Annotated in this window: 12 protein-coding genes; 10 read left to right on the top strand and 2 right to left on the bottom strand. The window is 65.6% G+C overall.

What is annotated here, in order from left to right; genetic code table 11:
- The first annotated feature begins 339 nt into the window (after window positions 1-339).
- From QX048_RS15570 to QX048_RS15545, 6 genes are all read left to right on the top strand, one after another.
- A complete protein-coding gene (locus tag QX048_RS15570; protein WP_315714878.1) occupies window positions 340-687 on the top strand; it encodes a hypothetical protein in 348 nt (115 codons plus the stop codon).
- A gap of 239 nt (window positions 688-926) precedes the next feature.
- Window positions 927-1958, top strand: coding sequence for an aKG-HExxH-type peptide beta-hydroxylase (locus QX048_RS15565; protein ID WP_315826333.1), 1032 nt, complete (start codon window positions 927-929; stop codon window positions 1956-1958).
- Window positions 1955-3160 (top strand): radical SAM protein, encoded by a 1206-nt coding sequence (locus tag QX048_RS15560; protein WP_315826332.1) that lies wholly within the window; start codon window positions 1955-1957, stop codon window positions 3158-3160. The genes QX048_RS15565 and QX048_RS15560 overlap by 4 nt, the downstream gene beginning before the upstream one ends.
- 93 nt (window positions 3161-3253) lie before the next feature.
- Complete coding sequence (locus QX048_RS15555) at window positions 3254-4369, top strand: aKG-HExxH-type peptide beta-hydroxylase (protein ID WP_315826331.1); 1116 nt, start codon at window positions 3254-3256, stop codon at window positions 4367-4369.
- A gap of 39 nt (window positions 4370-4408) precedes the next feature.
- Window positions 4409-5698, top strand: coding sequence for a YcaO-like family protein (locus QX048_RS15550; protein ID WP_315714874.1), 1290 nt, complete (start codon window positions 4409-4411; stop codon window positions 5696-5698).
- Window positions 5695-7050: a TfuA-like protein gene (locus QX048_RS15545; protein ID WP_315826330.1), complete on the top strand. Its 1356-nt coding sequence runs from the start codon at window positions 5695-5697 to the stop codon at window positions 7048-7050. Before QX048_RS15550 ends, QX048_RS15545 begins: the two co-directional genes overlap by 4 nt.
- 46 nt (window positions 7051-7096) lie before the next feature.
- On the opposite strand, the gene QX048_RS15540 is transcribed toward QX048_RS15545, so the two are convergent.
- Window positions 7097-8578: a UdgX family uracil-DNA binding protein gene (locus QX048_RS15540; RefSeq protein WP_315826329.1), complete on the bottom strand. Its 1482-nt coding sequence runs from the start codon at window positions 8576-8578 to the stop codon at window positions 7097-7099.
- 152 nt (window positions 8579-8730) lie between these two features.
- A complete protein-coding gene (locus tag QX048_RS15535) occupies window positions 8731-9969 on the bottom strand; it encodes a putative DNA modification/repair radical SAM protein (protein WP_315714871.1) in 1239 nt (412 codons plus the stop codon).
- Window positions 9970-10152: 183 nt separating this feature from the next.
- Between QX048_RS15535 and QX048_RS15530 the strand changes: the two genes are divergently transcribed.
- From QX048_RS15530 to QX048_RS15515, 4 genes are all read left to right on the top strand, one after another.
- Window positions 10153-10947, top strand: coding sequence for a DNA repair protein (locus tag QX048_RS15530; protein WP_316200521.1), 795 nt, complete (start codon window positions 10153-10155; stop codon window positions 10945-10947).
- The gene (locus QX048_RS15525) at window positions 10841-12430 is read left to right on the top strand and encodes a DNA polymerase Y family protein (RefSeq protein WP_315826328.1); all 1590 of its coding nucleotides are present in this window, start codon (window positions 10841-10843) and stop codon (window positions 12428-12430) included. The genes QX048_RS15530 and QX048_RS15525 overlap by 107 nt, the downstream gene beginning before the upstream one ends.
- 328 nt (window positions 12431-12758) lie before the next feature.
- Complete coding sequence (locus QX048_RS15520) at window positions 12759-16370, top strand: error-prone DNA polymerase (protein WP_315826327.1); 3612 nt, start codon at window positions 12759-12761, stop codon at window positions 16368-16370.
- A 1024-nt stretch (window positions 16371-17394) separates the two neighbouring features.
- The gene (locus QX048_RS15515; RefSeq protein ID WP_409999221.1) at window positions 17395-18633 is read left to right on the top strand and encodes an efflux RND transporter periplasmic adaptor subunit; all 1239 of its coding nucleotides are present in this window, start codon (window positions 17395-17397) and stop codon (window positions 18631-18633) included.
- Window positions 18634-18670: the final 37 nt, after the last annotated feature.

Genomic DNA, 18670 nt, shown 5'->3' with positions numbered 1-18670 from the left:
GCGGAGAGAGGTGCGACAATATGCCTTGCGGGTAACATCCGAGAGCGCAAGACGTCATCACGCGTGGCCACTACCGGCCTGGGATGACTGTAGTGCGTCGTTCATTCGAGCAATCAACAGGTGTATCTAACAAACTACTCTATTGTTAAAGAACTAGCTTCATGTTAGTTTTTTCCGGCTTCGGCGACTGGCGAGTGTGACAGCCTGAGCGAGGTGCTTAGCACAGCTACATTGTTTCAGGTTCTGTGAGTTCAGGGCGCGAGATCACAGAGCTTGAACCGGGACGTTGCTATTTCCTTTCTGAATGATGGCGGTTCTCAACCGACTGGGAGTATAGGAATGGCTGATCGCGATCCGGCGGAAATGCGCAAGAAGGTCGATCTGGCGCTGAAATCCGTAGTCGACTCAGAGATCGCACGCGCGTCTCTGAAGATCGACATCATGGCAGAAGGCGTTCCATTCTCGCGTGGAGCGATCTTCAGCAAGACCAATCCATTCTCGCGTGGCATCGTCTTCAGCCGCCTTGCGGCGATGGAGCGTCCGGATGAGATGGAGCGTGAAATCGCCAACGATCCTGCGGTGTTGGGGGCTCTTGCGGAGCGTCTCACGCAGGTACGGGCGGTGAAGGACCTCAAGGGTCAATTTAGCGTGCCGCAGGCGGGGGGCGCGCCGAAATCGGTCAGGTGAACGGATCGATCGTTCGGCTCAGACGGAGCGAAGCGGGCCTGCGATGTCGGATCTTTCCGACGTGACGTGTCGTGGGCCCGCCCGCGACTCGCTGGTGCGGATGACGGGCAATGGTCGCCGTCATCAGCGTGACCTTTCCTGATAGCTGCTCTTGAATCCGGCATCGGTTGCGGTCCTGCCTGACGGCGGGACAGCTTGCGGCCGGCTTCGTTGGCGTATTTCCGGAGGCATGCTCGATCATGAGTGACGCGTGGACCTGGCGACCGTCGAAATCTGCCTGGCATGAAAAATTCAACGACAGGATCCTGAGATGGCAGCCGGAGGATCGCCTCGGCCTCGACTGCGAGCCGCTCAAGGCGTCGCTCATCGAAGCCAACGCGCGTGAAGCGGACTGGCTTCGCCATCCCTGCTTGAACTCCATCACCTATGAGGGGCATGACAAGAGCCCGCAGCGTGATCTGCAGGTGGCGATCTGGACGGCGGCGAATGCGCCGACCGCATCCACCTCGCTGACGACGCCGGAGCCGCTGACCTTGTGGTCGCCGGTCGGAGGCTACCGGATCGAGGCCGGCAGCTATGACCTGAACGAGCTCGCTGGGCTGCTCCCGATGAAGGAATGGCCCTACGACATATCGGTCGACGTGGGGTGCCACTCCCTCGGATTTCCGATTCCCGACACCTGGGCCGAGCACACCGATCTCTCGGCCGACGAGCAGGCCCGGATGACGCGCGAGGTGACGAACGCGCTCGAGATCCTCGTGACCGCCGCGAAGAAGTTTCCCGAGTGCGTGAATTGGGTGTCCGATGTGACGCGGGTCCTGATCCCCCTGCGCAGCAGCGAGCGATCCTATTTCCGCAGCGGGTCGCAAGCCGATGTGCCCGGGATGGTTTACGCCGACCTGTTCGGCGGCCTGATGCAGGTGATGGAGGCCATCGTCCACGAATCCGCGCATCTGCATCTGTTCATGGCGGAGGCGTCGGGACCCCTGGTGGATCCGCAGCACCAGGGGCGCTACGCATCGCCGTTGCGGCCGGAGCCGCGGCCCTTGCGCGGGATCCTGCTGGCCTTTCACGCCATCGCCTATATCTGCGCCTTCTATCGTGAGGCCGAGAAGCAAGGGTTCGGCGGATCAGCCGAGTATCAGGCCGAGCTTGCCAATATGCTGACCAAGCTCAAGGAGGCGCAGGTCGTACTGGACGGTGCCCGGCCGTTCCTGACCGAGGACGGCCGCATCTTCGTCGATCGCACCGCCGAGATTGCGTACCAATGAACGACGGTCCCCATCTTCACTTCGTGTTCAAGGTCGCGTCGCGCTGCAATCTGAACTGCTCCTATTGCTACGTCTACAACAAGGGCGACAGCACGTGGAGAGAGCGGCCCGCGATCATGGATGATGAGGTCGTCGAGATCGCGATCGACCGCATCCGCCGCCATTGCCAGGCAACGGGTCAGAGCTATCTGACGATCACCTTTCATGGCGGCGAGCCGTGCCTGGTCAAGCAGGAGCGGTTCAGCTCATGGTGCCGGAAGATCAAGGAGGGGCTGTCGGGCGTCGCGCGGGTGCAGCTCTGCATGCAGACCAACGGCACGCTGCTCGACGACGGCTGGGCCGAGATCATCAAGAGGTTCGACATCGATCTCGGGATCAGCATCGACGGAACCCCCGAGGTGCATGATGCCTTGCGTGTCGATCATGCCGGGCGTGGCTCCTATCGCGATGTCGAGCAGGGCCTTGGCGTGCTGCGCCGCGCCGGGATTCCGCTGCGCTTCCTGTCGGTGATCCAGCTCGGGGCGAGCGGTGCCGCGGTGCATCGCCATCTGACGAGCCTGGGCCCGGCCTCCATCGACTATCTGCTGCCGGATTTCACCCACGACACCATCGCGGCGGTTCGCGACCGGTATGGACCGACACCCTGTGCCGATTTCCTGATCCCGATCTTCGAGGATTGGTGGCGGGACGGCACGCTGGACCTCCGGATCAAGATCTTCTGGAACATCGCGTGGCTGGTCCAGGGCGGGGAGAGCCGCATCGACATGCTCGGCAACCAGCCGCTGACCTTCCTGTTCGTCAACACCGATGGCGAGATCGAAGGGCTGGATGTGCTGCGGGTCTGCTACGACGGCGCCGCGCGCACCGGCCTGAATGTGCGGACGTCCGACTTCATGGACGTCCGGCACGCCGGCGAATTCCATCGTGCGGCGGTGTTCGAGGGCATGCCGCTGCCCGACGGCTGTCGCGCGTGCCGCGAGCGCGACACGTGTGCCGGCGGCTATCTTCCGCATCGCTATGCATCGCGGACGGGCTTCAACAATCCGACGGTGTGGTGCGCCGATCTCCTGAAACTGTTCGATCACGTCCGCGAGCGGCTGGGAACGTCGGTGGAGGAAACCAAGCTGCGCCGGGCTCATCTCCTCGACACCGCCCTGCGGCGGGCGGTGGGGCTGCAGCAGGAATCTCCGGCCATCGGCTGAGGTCGGACCTCGATCGCCGACTTATGCGCGCTGTCGCGCGGGCCTGCTGCAAGGCGGCGTGGTCGAGAGTGGAACGTGGAAGGAGTGCGCACGATGACGATCACCCTGATGCCTGACGTTCTGCGCTGGAATGACTACGAGGCGGTGTGTGACGGCGTGCTTGCGACCTATGGCGACCGGCTCGCGCAGAAGCTGGGCGAAGCCCTCGGCGAGATCGGCCGCGACGACCCTGCGGGCGGGGACGAACTGCGCAGCCTGATGGATCGCGTGGCGGACGACGGCTTCATGCGGGTTCTCGATGCCCCCGAGACCTCGTTCCGTCTGCTGTCGGCGCCGGGCCGGTACGCCGAGGACAAGGGACGATTTCTGCGCGATTCATTCGTGGCTGAGGCCTTGCGCCAGGGACTCGAGATCACCGCCGATCGGGAGGTGTGGACCGCGCTCGGCGATCGCGGCTATCGGCGTGACGGCGCCTGCATCTGGCCGCAGATCGAGGGCATGCCCGTGACCGATTACGGCAGCCCGCATGCGGTCAAGGTGGATCTGTCCGGCCAGGACCGGCCGGTCCCGCCGCAGCGCCCGCCGTTCTCCGAGGACGAAATCGACCGGCTGCGTGATCTGCTGCGCCGGTCGCGGGCGGCGCTCGAACGGACCGAAGCGGGGCTTCCCCGCTTCGTCGCGCGCTTCAACATCGCGCTCATCCTGCAGAAGGATCCGGAGAGCCCGGGCAGCTTCTCGTCAGGATCGAACGGCTACTACATCGGCCGCACCTTCCTCGCCAACCCGCATCTTCCCGAGATCGACGAATCCCACATCGCCGATGCGCTCGTCCATGAGGGCATCCACGCGCTGCTCTACATGCAGGAGCAGGAACAGCCTTGGTTCCTCGATTCAACGGCGAAGGGCTCGCTGCCGCGCATCACCTCGCCCTGGAGCGGCAGCCGGCTGCCGTTTCCGTCTTTTTTACAGGCCTGTTTCGTCTGGTACGGCCTGCTGCACTTCTGGAGCCTGGCGATGCAGTCCGGCGCGTTCGAGCAGGGCGTCGCGATGAAGCGCATCCAACTCTGCCTGCGCGGCTTCTGCAGGCAGCCGCTGCTCGATAGCATCGCGGGGTTTTCATCGGTGGTCGACGCCGACGTGCAGAAGACGATCGAGGAGATGCAGAACGTCGTGGTCGGCGCCTTTGCCGATGTCCGCCATGCGGGCTGATGCGACGACGTCAGCGGCGGTTGAGTGTGGAGGCTGCGGATGGCGAATGGAACGGCACTGCATCGGGATCGTCTGGCGCGTCCGGTCCCGAAGAGCTTTCGATGGGGAACTCAGCGGTCGGTGCCGCCGTCGCAGACGGTCGAGCGGGTGCGTCCGTTCCTGGGAGAAATGGGAATCACGCGCATTGCTGACGTCACGGGTCTCGACCGCGTCGGCATTCCCGTCACCATGGTCTGCCGGCCGAACTCGCGCTCGGTCTCGGTGTCGCAGGGCAAGGGGCTGACCCTCGATGCTGCGAAGGCGTCGGGCGTGATGGAATCGATCGAGCTGTTTCACGCCGAGACGATCACATTGCCGCTGAAGCTTGCGACCTATGCCGAGCTGATCAGCGACCATGAGGTGGTCGACGTGGCGGACTTGCCGCTGATCGCCGGCGGGCGTTTCCATCCCGATCTGCAGATGCTGTGGATCGAAGGGCGCGATCTCATGGCCGATGCCGACGTCTGGGTGCCGTTCGAGATGGTGAACCTGTCGACCTCGCGGCCGGAGATGCCGGCCGGCAGCTTCATCTCGTCGTCGAACGGGCTGGCGTCCGGCAACCAGCTGATCGAGGCGGTCCTGCACGGCATCTGCGAGGTCGTGGAGCGCGATGCGACCACGCTCTGGCACCTCCGCAGTCCGGACGAGCAGCAGAGCCGGCGCGTCGCGCTCGAGACGGTTCAGGACGAAGGCAACCGGCGGCTCCTGGAGATGTGCGAGCGCGCGGGCCTCGAGGTCGTGGCGTGGGACATCAGCTCCGATGTCGGGCTCGCCGCCTGCCAGTGCCTGATCTTCGATCGTGACGAGGAGCTGGGGCGGGATCTCTACGCGGCGTTGGGCATGGGCGCGCATCTGTCGCCAGAGATCGCCTTCCTGCGGGCGCTGACGGAAGCCGCGCAGAGCCGGCTGACGCTGATCGCGGGCGCGCGCGACGACGTGTTCCGCGAGGAATATGACGAGAAGGCATTGGCCGCACAGTTTCTCGGCGAGCAGCGGGCGCTGCTGCGAAACAGCCCGCCGACGCGAAGCCTGCGCGAAACTCCGTCGCTGGCAGCGGAGACGTTCAACGATGATCTCGCCGTGGTTCTCGAACGGCTGCAATCCGCCGGTGTCCGGCAGGTGATTGCGGTCGATCTCACCAAGAGCAGGTTCGAGATCCCCGTGGTGAGGATCATCATTCCGGGGCTCGAAACCTTCGACAAGAATCCTGACTACAGCCCGGGGCGCAGAGCGCGGGCGTTCGCCGGCGATCAGATCTCGCGGCATCAGCCATCGGGGCATCCGCTATGACGTGCATCGTATTCACCGGGCCGACGCTGCATCCGCGCGACGCGGCGCTCGAATTGGAGGCCGAGTATCTCCCGCCGGTGCAGCAGGGCGACGTCTATCGTGCCGCGCTGGCGAAGCCTGCGGCGATCGGAATCATCGACGGCTATTTCGAGCAGGTGCCCTCGGTGTGGCACAAGGAGATCCTGTGGGCGATGGCCAACGGCATCCACGTGTTCGGCAGCGCCAGCATGGGCGCGCTGCGCGCGGCCGAGCTGCACGCGTTCGGCATGGAAGGCGTCGGCAAGGTGTTCGCGGCGTATCGCGACGGCGTGTTCGAGGCCGACGACGAGGTCGCCCTGATTCACGGACCGGCTGAGCTCGGCTTTCCCGCGCTGTCCGAGCCGCTGGTCAACATCCGCTTCACCCTGCAGAAGGCGGTCGACCATGGCGTGATCTCGGAGGCGTCCCGCCTGGTCCTGGAGGCGCTCGGCAAGGCGAGCTTCTATCCCGAGCGCAGCTACCCGGCGCTGCTGCAGGGCGCGCGGTCCGACGGCAGCCTGGCCGCGGAGGAGATCGACGCGCTGAAGGCGTGGCTGCCGGATCACCGCGTCGACCAGAAGCGCGAGGATGCGCTGGAGATGCTGCAGACGATGCGGCGCCGGTTTGCCGGAGACACGGTGCCCAAGGCGGTCGATTACGCCTTCGAGCACACCCAGCTATGGGACGGCCTGATGCAGGACGCGCAGCGTTCGGCGGCCGCAGCGCGCGAGACGGTGATGCCGGACGGAACGCCGCACCTGCTGGACGAGCTGCGCCTGCTGGCCGTGCGCGGCAGCGACCTGTCCGACAAGGCGATCGCGCGATTTCTCGCGGCATCGGAGGCGAAGCGCCGCGGCATCAGGGTCGACGCCCAGGCGCTGAGCGCGGAGATCATCCGGTTTCGGCAGAGCAGGGATTTGATGGACCCGGCCGAGCTCGAGGCATGGATCGCGCGCAACGGCCTGACCCGGTCGGAATTTCTGGAGCTGATGCTGGACGAGGCGCGCATCCGATCGTTCAGGAAGGGGCTCAACGGCTCGGCCCTGAATGCGCTGGCCGACTGGGCGCGGATCGACGGCCATTTCGAGGATCTGCTGGCGCGCGCGCGCGACAAATGCGACGTGCTGAAGCAGACGGAACTCGACGGCGGTGGCAGTCCGGCGGACTATGGCCTCAGCGAGGGCGAGCTGATGGCGAGATACCTGCCCGCGATGCAGGCCGGCGCACCCGACCGGGACGAGACGGACGTGGCGGTGTCGCTCGGCTTTCCCGACCGAGCAGCGCTGATCCAGGCCTTGCTGCGTGAGCACGTCTACACGTCGCGCAAATCCTGAGGCCCCGTTGTCGCGTGGGCGGCCCGGTCGAGGCCATGCCGGCCCGTCACGCCGCATGTGCGCGCCTGATCGCGGCCGCGGCAATCTTCAGGTCCTCGACGAAGCGCTCATATTCTCGCGCCTTGGCGTCGGCGTCGGGCAGGCGCAGCAGATAGGACGGGTGCACTGTGATCATCGCCTGGTGACCGTCGGGCAGGTCGGCGACATGACCGCGGTTCTTGGTGACCTGCGTGATCTTGCCGAACACCGCTTGCGCGGCGGTCGCGCCCATCGCCACCACCAGCGCCGGACGCACGGCGGCGAGCTCGCGCTCGTACCATTGCCGGCAGGCCTTGATCTCCGGCGTGTTCGGCTTCTGGTGCAGCCGGATCTTGCCGCGCGGCACGAACTTGAAGTGCTTCACCGCATTGGTGACGTAGACCTTGGACCGGTCGATGCCGGCCTCCTCAAGCGCGCGGTCCAGCATCTGGCCGGCCGGGCCGACGAACGGATGGCCGGCAAGGTCCTCCTTGTCGCCGGGCTGCTCGCCGACCAGCATCAGCGGCGCATGCGCGGGGCCTTCGCCGAACACGGTCTGCGTGGCGTCCTTCCACAGCGGGCAGGCGCGGCAGGAAGCGGCTTCTTCGCGCAAGGTCTCAAGATCGGTGGCCTCGACATCACGTGAGGTCTCAGCAGCGGGCGCGTGGGCTTTCGGCTTGCGGCTCATCGCGGTCTCCTCGACGCGTTTCTGCGGCTTGTGGGGTTCGGTGCCGGGTTCGGCGATCATCGATGACGTGCGCCGGCTGGCTGCCGCGATCAGCGGCTGGATCAGCTTGGCCTCGGGCAGGTTCTGCCAATATTTCTTCGGCATCTCCTTTTCCATCGCCTTCACTTTCAGCCGTGCCGGATTGAAAATGCTGGCATAGTAACGCAGCCAGACCTCTTCGAGCCGGTCCTCCGACGGCGCTTCAGCCTTGCTCACACCGGGCGTGAAGCTGACGCGGCTGCCGTCCCAATGCGCACAGAGTTCGGGCGTCAGGATCGACCACGGCATGTCGGCGAAGCGGCGGGCGAAAAATGGCGCGGCGCGCTCGACGATGTGGTGCTCGGGCTCGAACCAGGCGACGTAGCGCGCCTCGCGCTCGCGGCCGACCTCGCGGAAGCGGACGAAGGCATGCATCTTGTGGACGTCGCGGCGCACCGCCCGCGCCAGCGCGTTGGCCTGGGCGACATCAGGATCGGTCGCGATCTCCATGAGATCGTGGTTGGTCCGCAGACGCCACAGCAGCCGGTAGAGCAGGGCGAAGCGGTTGGGATCATTGTGCAGAATCGCGCTCTCGGCGAGCTCCATGAAGCTCGCCGGCACTGAGAACGCGCCCTTTGGCACCTCGGGAAGCTGCGTGTCGGCCTGATCGTCGAACAGGTCGGGCGCTGCGCCCTTGACGCGCCAGCTGACATCGGCCGGCTTGACGTCGTTCATCGCCAACGCCCGCGCCGCCTGACGCCAGCCGTCGAAATCAGTGTCGCTGTCGAGGGTTACGACGTGCATCTCATCTCTCTCGTCATTGCGAGCGAAGCCGCCGCGTCATTCCGGGATGGTCCGAAGGACCAGACCCGGAATCTCGAGATTCCGGGTTCGCCTCTTCGAGGCGCCCCGGAATGACGGCAGCTATGTCACTGCGCTCGCGATGACGGCTTCCGTTAGAACCCAAATCCCAGCTGCTGCGGTTTGGGCCGCAGCCGGGCTCTGAGGCTGGCACCGTCGAGCAGGGACGGCTGTGGCCGGTGGTCGGAGAGAACGATGAACGGCAGGACCTTGTTCCGGATCACGTTGAGCCGGGCGAGATCCGCAAAGCGGATCGTGGTGGTGCGGCGGGTGGCGAGGATGCGCTGCACGGTGCGGGTGCCGAAGCCGGGCACGCGCAACAGCTCCTCGCGGCTTGCTTTGTTGATGTCGAGCGGGAAGCGGTCGCGGTGGCGCAAGGCCCAGGCGAGCTTGGGGTCAATGTCGAGCGGCAGCATGCCTTCGTTCTCCTCGACGATCTCGTCGGCATCGAAGCCGTAGAACCGCATCAGCCAGTCGGCCTGGTACAGCCGGTGCTCGCGCACCAAGGGCGGCGCCTGCAGCGGCAGCGCGCGGCTGGCATCGGGGATCGGGCTGAAGGCGGAGTAATAGACGCGCTTGAGCTTGTAGGCGCCGTAGAGATTGGCTGAGGTCGACAGGATGACGCGATCGTTGGCGTCGTCGGCGCCGACGATCATCTGCGTGCTCTGGCCGGCCGGCGCGAAGCGCGGCGGCTTGGCCCGGCGCACCGTCTTCTTCGCCTCCGCCGTCTCGTCGAGCTTGAGCCGGAGACGGCCCATGGTGCGGCGGATGGCGCGCTGGTCCTTTTCCGGCGCGAGCGTCGTCAGGCTCGCCTCCAGCGGCGTCTCGATGTTGATGCTGAGCCGGTCGGCATAGCGGCCGGCCTCGGCGATCAGCGCCTCGTCAGCCTCCGGGATCGTCTTCAGATGGATGTAGCCGCGGAAGCGATGCTCCTCGCGCAATTTGCGCGCGACGCCCACGACCTGCTCCATCGTGTAGTCGGGGCTGCGGATGATGCCCGACGACAGGAACAGTCCTTCGATGTAGTTGCGGCGATAGAAGTCGATGGTCAGCTTCACCACCTCGTCGACCGTGAAGCGCGCGCGGGCCACGTTGGAGGAGGCGCGGTTGACGCAATACAGGCAGTCGAAGTTGCAGGCATTGGTCAGCAGAATCTTGAGCAGCGAGATGCAGCGTCCGTCCGGCGCATAGGAATGGCAGATGCCCATGCCGGGCGAGGTCGAGCCGAGGCCCTTGCCGTCGCGGGAATCCCGCATCTCGGTACCGCTGGAGGCGCAGGACGCGTCGTACTTGGCGGCATCGGCCAGGATCTCCAGTTTGCGCAACAGCTCCATGGCTTTGAATCCCTTTGATTCCATTCGTTGAATCACACCCGGGTCAATCCCGATTGACTCTCTCGAAGGCGTTAGCTTTATATTAGAACGTATCATGAACAAAGAAGGTCGTCGCGGGTTCACTGCCTGATCACTGAAACAACGGCAGCGCCCGCACGATGGATTGAAGAGGAGCGGCGACGGATGACCGGCGCACGCATGGATACGCTCGCGCGTCTGCGCGGCCGCATTGCCCGTCTCGAGGCGGGAGATGGCGCACATGATTTGCGCCGGGTCGCGCTCGGCCATGACGAGGCCGACGCGACCTTGCAGGGCGGGCTCGCGACCGGCGCGCTGCACGAGGTGTTCGCCGAGACCGGCCGCCAGGCGGCAGCCGCGACCGGCTTCCTGTGCGGGCTTGCCGCGCGTGTCGCCGCGCACCGGCCCCTGATCTGGATCCGGCAGGATTTCGCCGAGCGCGAGATGGGCGCGCTGTTGATGAGCGGGCTCGCCGAGCTCGGCCTCGATCCGCGCCGCATCGTCATCGTGTGCGCGCCCGATCTCGACCACGCCTTGCGCACCGCCGCCGACGCGCTCGCCTGCGATGCGCTCGGCAGCGTGATGCTGGAGGTGTGGGGGGAGACGCAAAAGCTCGATCTCGTCGCCAGCCGCAAGCTGACCCTGGCGGCGCAGGAATCCGGCGTCACCGCGCTCATGTTGCGCATTGCGGCTGCGCCCGAGCCATCGACCGCGGAGACGCGCTGGATCGTGCGCACCGCGCCGTCACCGCTCGTTGCCCCGTGGATGGCGTGGGGCGCGCCGCGCCTCGATGTCGAGCTCATTCGCAACCGTCACGGCCAGACCGGACGATGGATCATGGAGTGGACCCCCGATGCATGCCGTTTCAACGAACCGGCGGCGGATCCTCAGCCTGTGGCTGCCGCGCCTGCCCATCGATCGCATCAAAAGACAGCGGGCACTCACAGGCGCTCCGCCTGAGAGCAAGCCGCAGGTCGTCGTCATCAAGGACGCCAATGCGCTCTTGATCCATTCGCTGGACGAAGCGGCGGCGTGCCACGGTGTGTCGCTCGACCAGCCCTTGGCGAATGCCCGCGCGGTCTGTCCCGACCTCGTCGCGCACGAAGCCGATTTGGCGGCTGATGCAAAGATGCTGGAGAGCATCGCCGACTGGTGCGACCGCTTCACGCCGCTGGTGGCGCTCGACCCGCCGCATGGGTTGTCGCTCGACATCACCGGCTGCGTGCATCTGTTCGGCGGCGAAGCCAGGCTGATGCAGTCGGTCTGCGACGCGCTGACCGCGCATGGCCTCATTGTGTCGGCGGCGATCGCCTCCAACGCCGTCTGTGCGCGTACGCTGAACCGCCAGGTGCATGGCCGCATCGTGCCCGACGGCGAGGAGGCGGCCGCGGTGGCGCCGCTGCCGGTGGCCGCCCTCGGCGGCAGCGAGGCCATTACGCTCGGCCTGCGCCGAGCCGGCCTCAAGACCATCGGCGACGTCGCCGCGCGCGGCCGCAACGAGATCACCGCGCGGTTCGGCGCCGCCTTCACCCGCGTGCTGGCGCAGGCGCTGGGCGAGGCCGATGCGCCGATCAGCCCGCGCAAGGTCCCGCCGGACTACATCGTCGACAAGCGTTTTGCCGAGCCGGTCGCGACCGACACGGTGATTGCGGCCAGCCTCTCCCGTCTGGCCGCGATGCTGGTGGCGGCGATGGCGCAGCAGGGTAAGGGCGCGCGGCGGCTGGAGGCCTGCTTCTTCCGCACCGATGGAATGGTGCGCGTGATCACGGTCGACACCGGCCAGCCGGTCACCGAGGCCGCAATCATCGACCGGCTGTTCCGCGAGCGGCTCGAGGCGCTGAACGATCCGCTCGATCCCGGCTTCGGCTTCGACATGATCCGGCTCGCTGCTGGCCGCAGCGAGATCGTGGTGCAGCAGCAGCGCGATCTCGATGCCCATGTCCACGACAATGACGAGCTGTCGGCACTGATCGACCGCATCGCCGCGCGCATCGGCGGCAAGCGCGTGGTCGTGCATCTGCCGGTCGATACCCATGTTCCGGAGCGCGTGGCGCTGCCGCTGCCGGCGCAGCAAAATCTCGCCGCCGCCACTGCTGCCGCCTGGCCGGAGCGCGCCGAGGGCGAGCCGCCGCTGCGACCTCTGCGGCTGTTCGCGCACCCCGAGGCGATCCAAGTCATTGCCGGCGTGCCGGACGGCCCGCCCGCGCGCTTCGTCTGGCGCCGTGCCGCGCATGCCGTGGTCCGCGCCGAGGGCCCGGAGCGCATCGCGATGGAATGGTGGCGGCCGGACGGGCAGGGCCTCACGCGCGATTATTTCCGCGTCGAGGACGAGCACGGCCTGCGCTTCTGGCTCTATCGCGACGGGTTGTATGACCGTGAGTTCGAGCAGCCTGAGGGCCTGCCGGTGCAGCCCGCCTGGTACATGCATGGCCTGTTCGCATGAGGGTCGGGATCGCACATCTCTCGCGGCGATCTCGCTGCTCACCCTCCCCTGGAGGGGGAGGGTCGGCTCGCATGCGCGCATGCGAGCCGGGGTGGGGTGACAGACCATCCGCACCTGCGGTGCTCGTCGAAGCCAACTCACGCACGGCTGAGAAGAGCGGGCCCAATGACGACCGGTTGCTGGGCTCACCCCACCCCGCCGCGCGCTCTGCGCGCGTCGACCCTCCCCCTCCAGGGGAGGGTGGGCACTTGTGCAAGGCGACTTGTTGCTCATCACCTGCAGGGAGCGGGCAACGCGGCATCGTCAACGCAGCCTCCGCGATCGTGCCATGACTCCCATCCCCTATGCCGAGATCGGCGTCACCACCAATTTCTCCTTCCTGCATGGTGGTTCGCATCCGCAGGACTATGTGCACCAGGCCGCCGAATATGGCCTCACCGCCATCGGCATCGCCGACCACAACACGCTGGCCGGCATCGTGCGCGCCTATAGCGAGTTGAGTAACGACCGACTGAGTTACAGACCGAAGCTGCTCTACGGCGCGCGGCTGGTGTTCACCTGCGGCACGCCGGACATCCTGGTCTATCCGTGCGACCGCGCGGCCTACGGCCGGCTGTGCCAGCTGCTCACCCGCGGCAAGCGCGGCAGTGACGCGGACAAGGTCGCCAAGGGTGATTGCCGCCTGAGCTTCGAGGACCTGTTTGAGTTCATCGAGGGACAGTTGCTGGTGCTGATGCCGCCGCATCGCTTCGACGAAGCCGCGCTCACCACCATTCTCACGCGGCTGAAAGACAGTCCCGCCGAAGGCGTGTGGCTGGCCGGCAGCCTGCTGTATCGCGGCGACGATCGGCGCCGGCTGGCGCGGCTGTCGCGCCTCGCAGCTTCAAGCAAGGTGCCGCTGATCGCCACCAATGACGTGCTCTATCATCATCCTCGACAGCGGATGCTGCAGGATGTGCTGACCTGCATCCGCGAGAAAGCCTCGATCGAGGCCATCGGCCGAAGGCTCCAGGCCAATGCCGAGCGCCATCTCAAGCCGGGACACGAGATGGCGCGGCTGTTCCGTGACCACCCCGACGCTGTGACCGAGACGCTCCGTTTCACCGACCGCATCGTGTTCTCGCTCGACCAGCTCAAATATCAATATCCCGACGAGCCGGTGCCGCCGGGCAAGACCGCGCAGGGGCATCTGCAGGATTTGACCTGGGCCGGCGCCAAGACCTATTTCGGCGACCATCTCGATGACAAACTGCGCGCTGTCCTCGACAAGGAGCTGGCGCTGATCGCCGAGCTCAACTACGCGCATTACTTCCTCACCGTCCACGACATCGTGCGCTACGCCCGCAGCCAAGGCATCCTGTGCCAGGGCCGTGGCTCGGCGGCGAACTCGGCCGTGTGCTACGTGCTCGGCATCACCTCGGTCGATCCGACCAAGATCGATCTGCTGTTCGAGCGCTTCATCTCCAAGGAGCGGCTGGAGCCGCCCGATATCGACGTCGATTTCGAGCATTCGCGACGCGAGGAGGTGATGCAATATGTCTATCGCCGCTACGGCCGGCACCGCGCGGCGATCATCGCCACTGTCATCCATTATCGTCCGCGCAGCGCCATTCGCGACGTCGGCAAGGCGCTGGGCCTGACCGAGGACGTCACCTCGGTGCTCGCCGACACCGTGTGGGGCAGCTGGGGCGACGGCCTCTCCGACATGCAGGTGCGCCAGGCCGGGCTCGATCCCGCCAATCCGATGATCCGCCGCGCCGTGGAGCTGGCATCGGAGCTGATCACCTTCCCGCGTCATCTGTCGCAGCATGTCGGCGGCTACGTGCTGACGCAGGATAGACTTGATAGTTACGTCCCGATCGGCAATGCCGCGATGGACGACCGCACCTTCATCGAATGGGACAAGGACGACGTCGATGCGTTGTCGATGATGAAGGTCGACGTGCTCGCGCTGGGCATGCTGACCTGCATCCGCAAATGCTTCGACCTGATCGCCGATCACAAGGGCAAGCGATACGTGCTCTCCGATATCCGCTCGGAGGACGATAACGAAGTCTACCGGATGCTGCAGCGAGGCGAGTCGCTCGGCGTGTTCCAGGTCGAGAGCCGCGCGCAGATGAACATGCTGCCGCGGCTGAAGCCGCGCACCTTCTATGATCTCGTCATCGAGGTCGCGATCGTCCGGCCCGGGCCGATCCAGGGCGACATGGTGCATCCCTATCTGCGCCGCCGCAACAAACTGGAGAAGGTGAGCTATCCGTCGCCGTCGCCGGATCACGGCCCGGCGGACGAGCTCTACAAGGTGCTGCACAAGACGCTCGGCGTGCCCTTGTTCCAGGAGCAGGCGATGCGGATCGCGATCGAAGCCGCCAAATTCTCGCCCGAGGAGGCCAACGGTCTGCGCCGCGCGATGGCGACCTTCCGCAACGTCGGCACCATCGGCTCTTATGAAGAGAAGATGGTCAGCAGCATGATCGCGCGCGGCTACGATCCCGCCTTCGCCAAGAGCTGCTTCGACCAGATCAAGGGCTTTGGTTCCTACGGCTTTCCGGAAAGCCATGCCGCGAGCTTCGCCCAGCTCGTCTATGTCTCGTCCTGGCTGAAATGCTTCCACCCCGACGCGTTCTGCTGCGCGCTCTTGAACTCGCAGCCGATGGGTTTTTACGCGCCGGCCCAGATCGTCGGTGACGCCCGCAAGAACGGCGTCGAGATCCGGAACATCGACGTGTCCTACAGCTTCGCCGACAACACGCTTGAAGATACCGACGACAAATACTGCGCCGTTCGCCTCGGCTTCCGCCAGATCGACGGCTTCCGCTGGATCGACCGCGACGAGGAGCGGATCAGGAAATTGTCGGAGGCGCTGCGGAGGAAGGCGCAGCCTGCTCCAACATCTTCAAAAGGTGCTGGGGAGGCTCTCTCCCCATCGTCATTCCGGGGCGCGCGCAGCGCGAGCCCGGAATCCATACTCCCGATCGTGGTTATGGATTCCGGGCTCGCCCTCCGGGCGCCCCGGAATGACGGCGTGGGTGGAGTTGTTTCTAACTCGCAAACGCTTGGTGCATTTGGAGAGCATGCAAACGCATCGCCCCGCAACGATAACGAGACACAAGCCGACATCTTCGACCGCGAGGACGACTGGGCCGACCGCATCATCCAGGCGCGCGGCCGCCGTCCCTTCACCTCGCTCGAAGACTTCGCCCGCGACACCGCTCTGCCCAAGCGTGCGCTGCTGCTGCTGGCCGATGCGGATGCGTTCCGCTCGCTCGGGCTCGACCGTCGCGCCGCGCTCTGGGCCGTGCGCCGGCTGCCCGACGACGTGCCGCTGCCGCTGTTCGAGGCTGCCACCGCCCGCGAGCAGCCGGACGAGGGCGCCAGGCCGCTGCCCGAGATGCCTCTACCGGAGCACGTCGTCGCGGACTATCAGACCATCCGCCTGTCGTTGAAGGGGCACCCGATGGAGTTCCTGCGCGAGCGTTTCGCTGCCGAAGGCGTGCTGGCCTGCCGCGACGTCAATGATGCCAACGACCGCCGTCGCGTCCGGTGCGCCGGCGTGGTGCTGGTGCGGCAGCGGCCGGGCAGCGCCAAGGGCGTCGTGTTCATGACCCTGGAGGACGAGACCGGCATCGCCAACATCGTGGTGTGGCCGAAGGTGATGGAGACCTTCCGCAAGGAGGTGATGGGCGCGCGCCTGGTGCTGGTCGAAGGCCGCATCCAGAGCAGCCCGGAGAAGGTGGTCCATCTCGTCGCCGAGCGCCTGGTCGACCGCAGCGCCGATCTCGCGCTGCTGTCGGACGACCGCCTCGGCGCCGTGCCACACGGCCCGATGCCCGCCGAGCCGCTCAACGACGACCGCCGCGATCATCCCGACACTCCCTCCCAGCGCGTCAGCCACCCCCGCAACGTCCGCATCCTGCCGCGCTCGCGGGATTTCCATTGAGGGAGTGTGAATTCGTAGAGTGGGCAAAGACGCCGCGCATCGCTCGTCGCGACGTGCCTACTGGCCGCGAGTACGACGCTCACTATCATCGCAAGCGTAGCGACGCGATCCAAACGTCCCACGACATTTCAACGCCCGCCTAAAAATTTCACTTTCTTTTTTTCAGAAATTGTGCTTTATTCCGCGCATCCCGCTCCATGAAGGGGCGTTGCGCGCGATCGTCACGACACGCGGGGCGGGGAGCGATGGCCGTGTTTGTGCCGCAGCGTGCGTCATGCACGCCGACGAACGGCATGGCGCGGACGTGAAGTCGCAGCGTCCTGGCACCCCGATGCTGGTGTCAAGTTCGCGACGGCGCTGGCGCGCCGCTCGGATGATGGTGGCCAAAAAGCCCGGCGCACCAGGGAGACTGCGTATAAGCGTGAAAACCGTCGCGCAGGGAAGGCCGGGCGATCTCGGCTGCACCTGTGGTACCTGCCGCCTGCATTCTTTTCGCAGGCGGGCCGCAGGCGTCAGTCGGCGCCTGGCCTTCCCTGCGCCCTCCTCACGAGAGGGTGAAACGGTCAGCACAACTCGGACGCATCCGCGCCGCGAGACCGCGTTCCAATGTTCATTGCGCAATTGATGAATCTCGGAGACCCGCGACGAACCGTGTCACCATCTCTCTCGCACCAGGATCGGTCAGACCCGCCGCGCACGTGTGAAACATGGCTCCGACGCCGGGGGTAGGCGCGTACCCGCAGAGGTTGGCTTGTGAAGTCGGGACATCGTCCCGGCGATCCCCTACGCTCAGACGACGTCATGGTGCGTCGCGAAGAAAAGCGCCATTGTCCAAAACCAACTGAATGCAAGCTGAACGGCTGTCGTTCAACTTTCAAATTTTTAAAGCAAAACAGAGGCGGGTTGGGCGATTTTTAGGTTGTTTAAAGCTCCAGTTCCGCACTATTAGCGCGACGATGAGACCGCCAGAGCCGGAATCGTCGACCGATCACGCGAGCCGATCTGACCAGCCATGGCGTCTGACATGAACCCATCCCCCCAGATGCTCAGCACCAAGCGGCTGCTGATCGGCCTTGCTGCCCTGGCGATGGCCGGCGCGGGCGGCTATGGCTACATGCAAGTCCGGTCGGAGACGGCTGCGAAAGACAATATCGAGCTCTCCAGCCAGTCCAAACGCAACGGCACCACCTTTACGCCGTCGGCAGCGGAATGGTCGACGCTGACGATCGAGCCGGTGTGTGAGAAGATATTTCGTGCCGAGCATATTACCGAGGGCAAGGTTGCCGTCGACGAGGATCGCTCGACACCGGTTTTCTCGCCCTATGCCGGCCGCGTGACCAAGCTGCTGGCGCGCCCGGGTGAGACGGTGCGCCAGGGCCAGCCGCTGTTCGTGATCGAGGCCGCCGACACCGTGCAGGCCCAGAACGATTTCATCGCCGCCATCACCGCGATGAACAAGGCGAAGTCCGCGCTCGACCTCGCTGATATCCAGTACAAGCGCGCCAAGGACCTGTTCGAAGGCCGGGCGATCCCGCTGAAGGATTTTCAGCAGGCGGAGGCGACCTCCGTTCAGGCCCAGAACGACATGCGGTCGTCACAAACGGCCCTGGAGGCGGCGCGCAACAAGCTGCGCATCCTCGGCTTCACGGATGCTGCGATCACCGATTTTCAGAGCAAGGGCGTGATCGACCGCGAGATCACGATCTACTCGCCGATCACCGGTACGGTCGTGCAGCGCAAGGTCGGCCCCGGACAATATGTCAACTCCGGCGCGAGCGACCCGGTCTTCGTGATCGGCGATCTCTCCACCGTCTGGCTCACGGCGTTCGTCCGCGAGAGCGACGCGGCGCTTGTGAACATCGGCGAGGAGATTCTCGTCAACGTGCTGGCGCTGCCCGGCCGACCGCTCAAGGCCAGCATCAACTACGTCGCCGCCTCGATCGACCCGGCGAGCCGCAGGCTGCTCGTCCGCGCGACCATCGACAACAAGGATGGCCTGCTGAAGCCCGAGATGTTCGCCAATGTGACGATCTATTCGCCGGGCGAACAGCCCGCGGTCGCGGTGCCCCGCCAGGCACTGATCTACGAAGGCAATCAGGTCCGCGTCTGGGTCGCCCGTCCCGACAAGTCGATCGAGCTGCGCAAGATCAAGACCGGTTTGATCAACGGCGACCAGGTCGCGGTCGAAAGCAATCTGAGCGCGGGCGAGCAGATCGTCACCAAGGGCAGCCTGTTCATCGATCGCGCAGCCTCGGGCAGCTGAGATGCGCTTCTCCTGCATGCCTTCCTGAAAGTGCCGA

Origin of the sequence: Bradyrhizobium sp. SZCCHNS30572, from assembly GCF_032484415.1 — a bacterium.
GTDB lineage: Bacteria > Pseudomonadota > Alphaproteobacteria > Rhizobiales > Xanthobacteraceae > Bradyrhizobium.
Note: the sequence above shows the minus strand (reverse complement) of the source record. Positions and strands in the feature narration are given on the sequence as shown.

Bases quoted from the DNA above. Each gene is read 5' to 3' on its own strand.
- QX048_RS15570 (WP_315714878.1), top strand. From the start codon at position 340: ATGGCTGATCGCGATCCGGCGGAAATGCGCAAGAAGGTCGATCTGGCG.
- QX048_RS15565 (WP_315826333.1), top strand. From the start codon at position 927: ATGAGTGACGCGTGGACCTGGCGACCGTCGAAATCTGCCTGGCATGAA.
- QX048_RS15560 (WP_315826332.1), top strand. From the start codon at position 1,955: ATGAACGACGGTCCCCATCTTCACTTCGTGTTCAAGGTCGCGTCGCGC.
- QX048_RS15555 (WP_315826331.1), top strand. From the start codon at position 3,254: ATGACGATCACCCTGATGCCTGACGTTCTGCGCTGGAATGACTACGAG.
- QX048_RS15550 (WP_315714874.1), top strand. From the start codon at position 4,409: ATGGCGAATGGAACGGCACTGCATCGGGATCGTCTGGCGCGTCCGGTC.
- QX048_RS15545 (WP_315826330.1), top strand. From the start codon at position 5,695: ATGACGTGCATCGTATTCACCGGGCCGACGCTGCATCCGCGCGACGCG.
- QX048_RS15540 (WP_315826329.1), bottom strand. From the start codon at position 8,578: ATGCACGTCGTAACCCTCGACAGCGACACTGATTTCGACGGCTGGCGT.
- QX048_RS15535 (WP_315714871.1), bottom strand. From the start codon at position 9,969: ATGGAGCTGTTGCGCAAACTGGAGATCCTGGCCGATGCCGCCAAGTAC.
- QX048_RS15530 (WP_316200521.1), top strand. From the start codon at position 10,153: ATGACCGGCGCACGCATGGATACGCTCGCGCGTCTGCGCGGCCGCATT.
- QX048_RS15525 (WP_315826328.1), top strand. From the start codon at position 10,841: ATGCATGCCGTTTCAACGAACCGGCGGCGGATCCTCAGCCTGTGGCTG.
- QX048_RS15520 (WP_315826327.1), top strand. From the start codon at position 12,759: ATGACTCCCATCCCCTATGCCGAGATCGGCGTCACCACCAATTTCTCC.
- QX048_RS15515 (WP_409999221.1), top strand. From the start codon at position 17,395: ATGAACCCATCCCCCCAGATGCTCAGCACCAAGCGGCTGCTGATCGGC.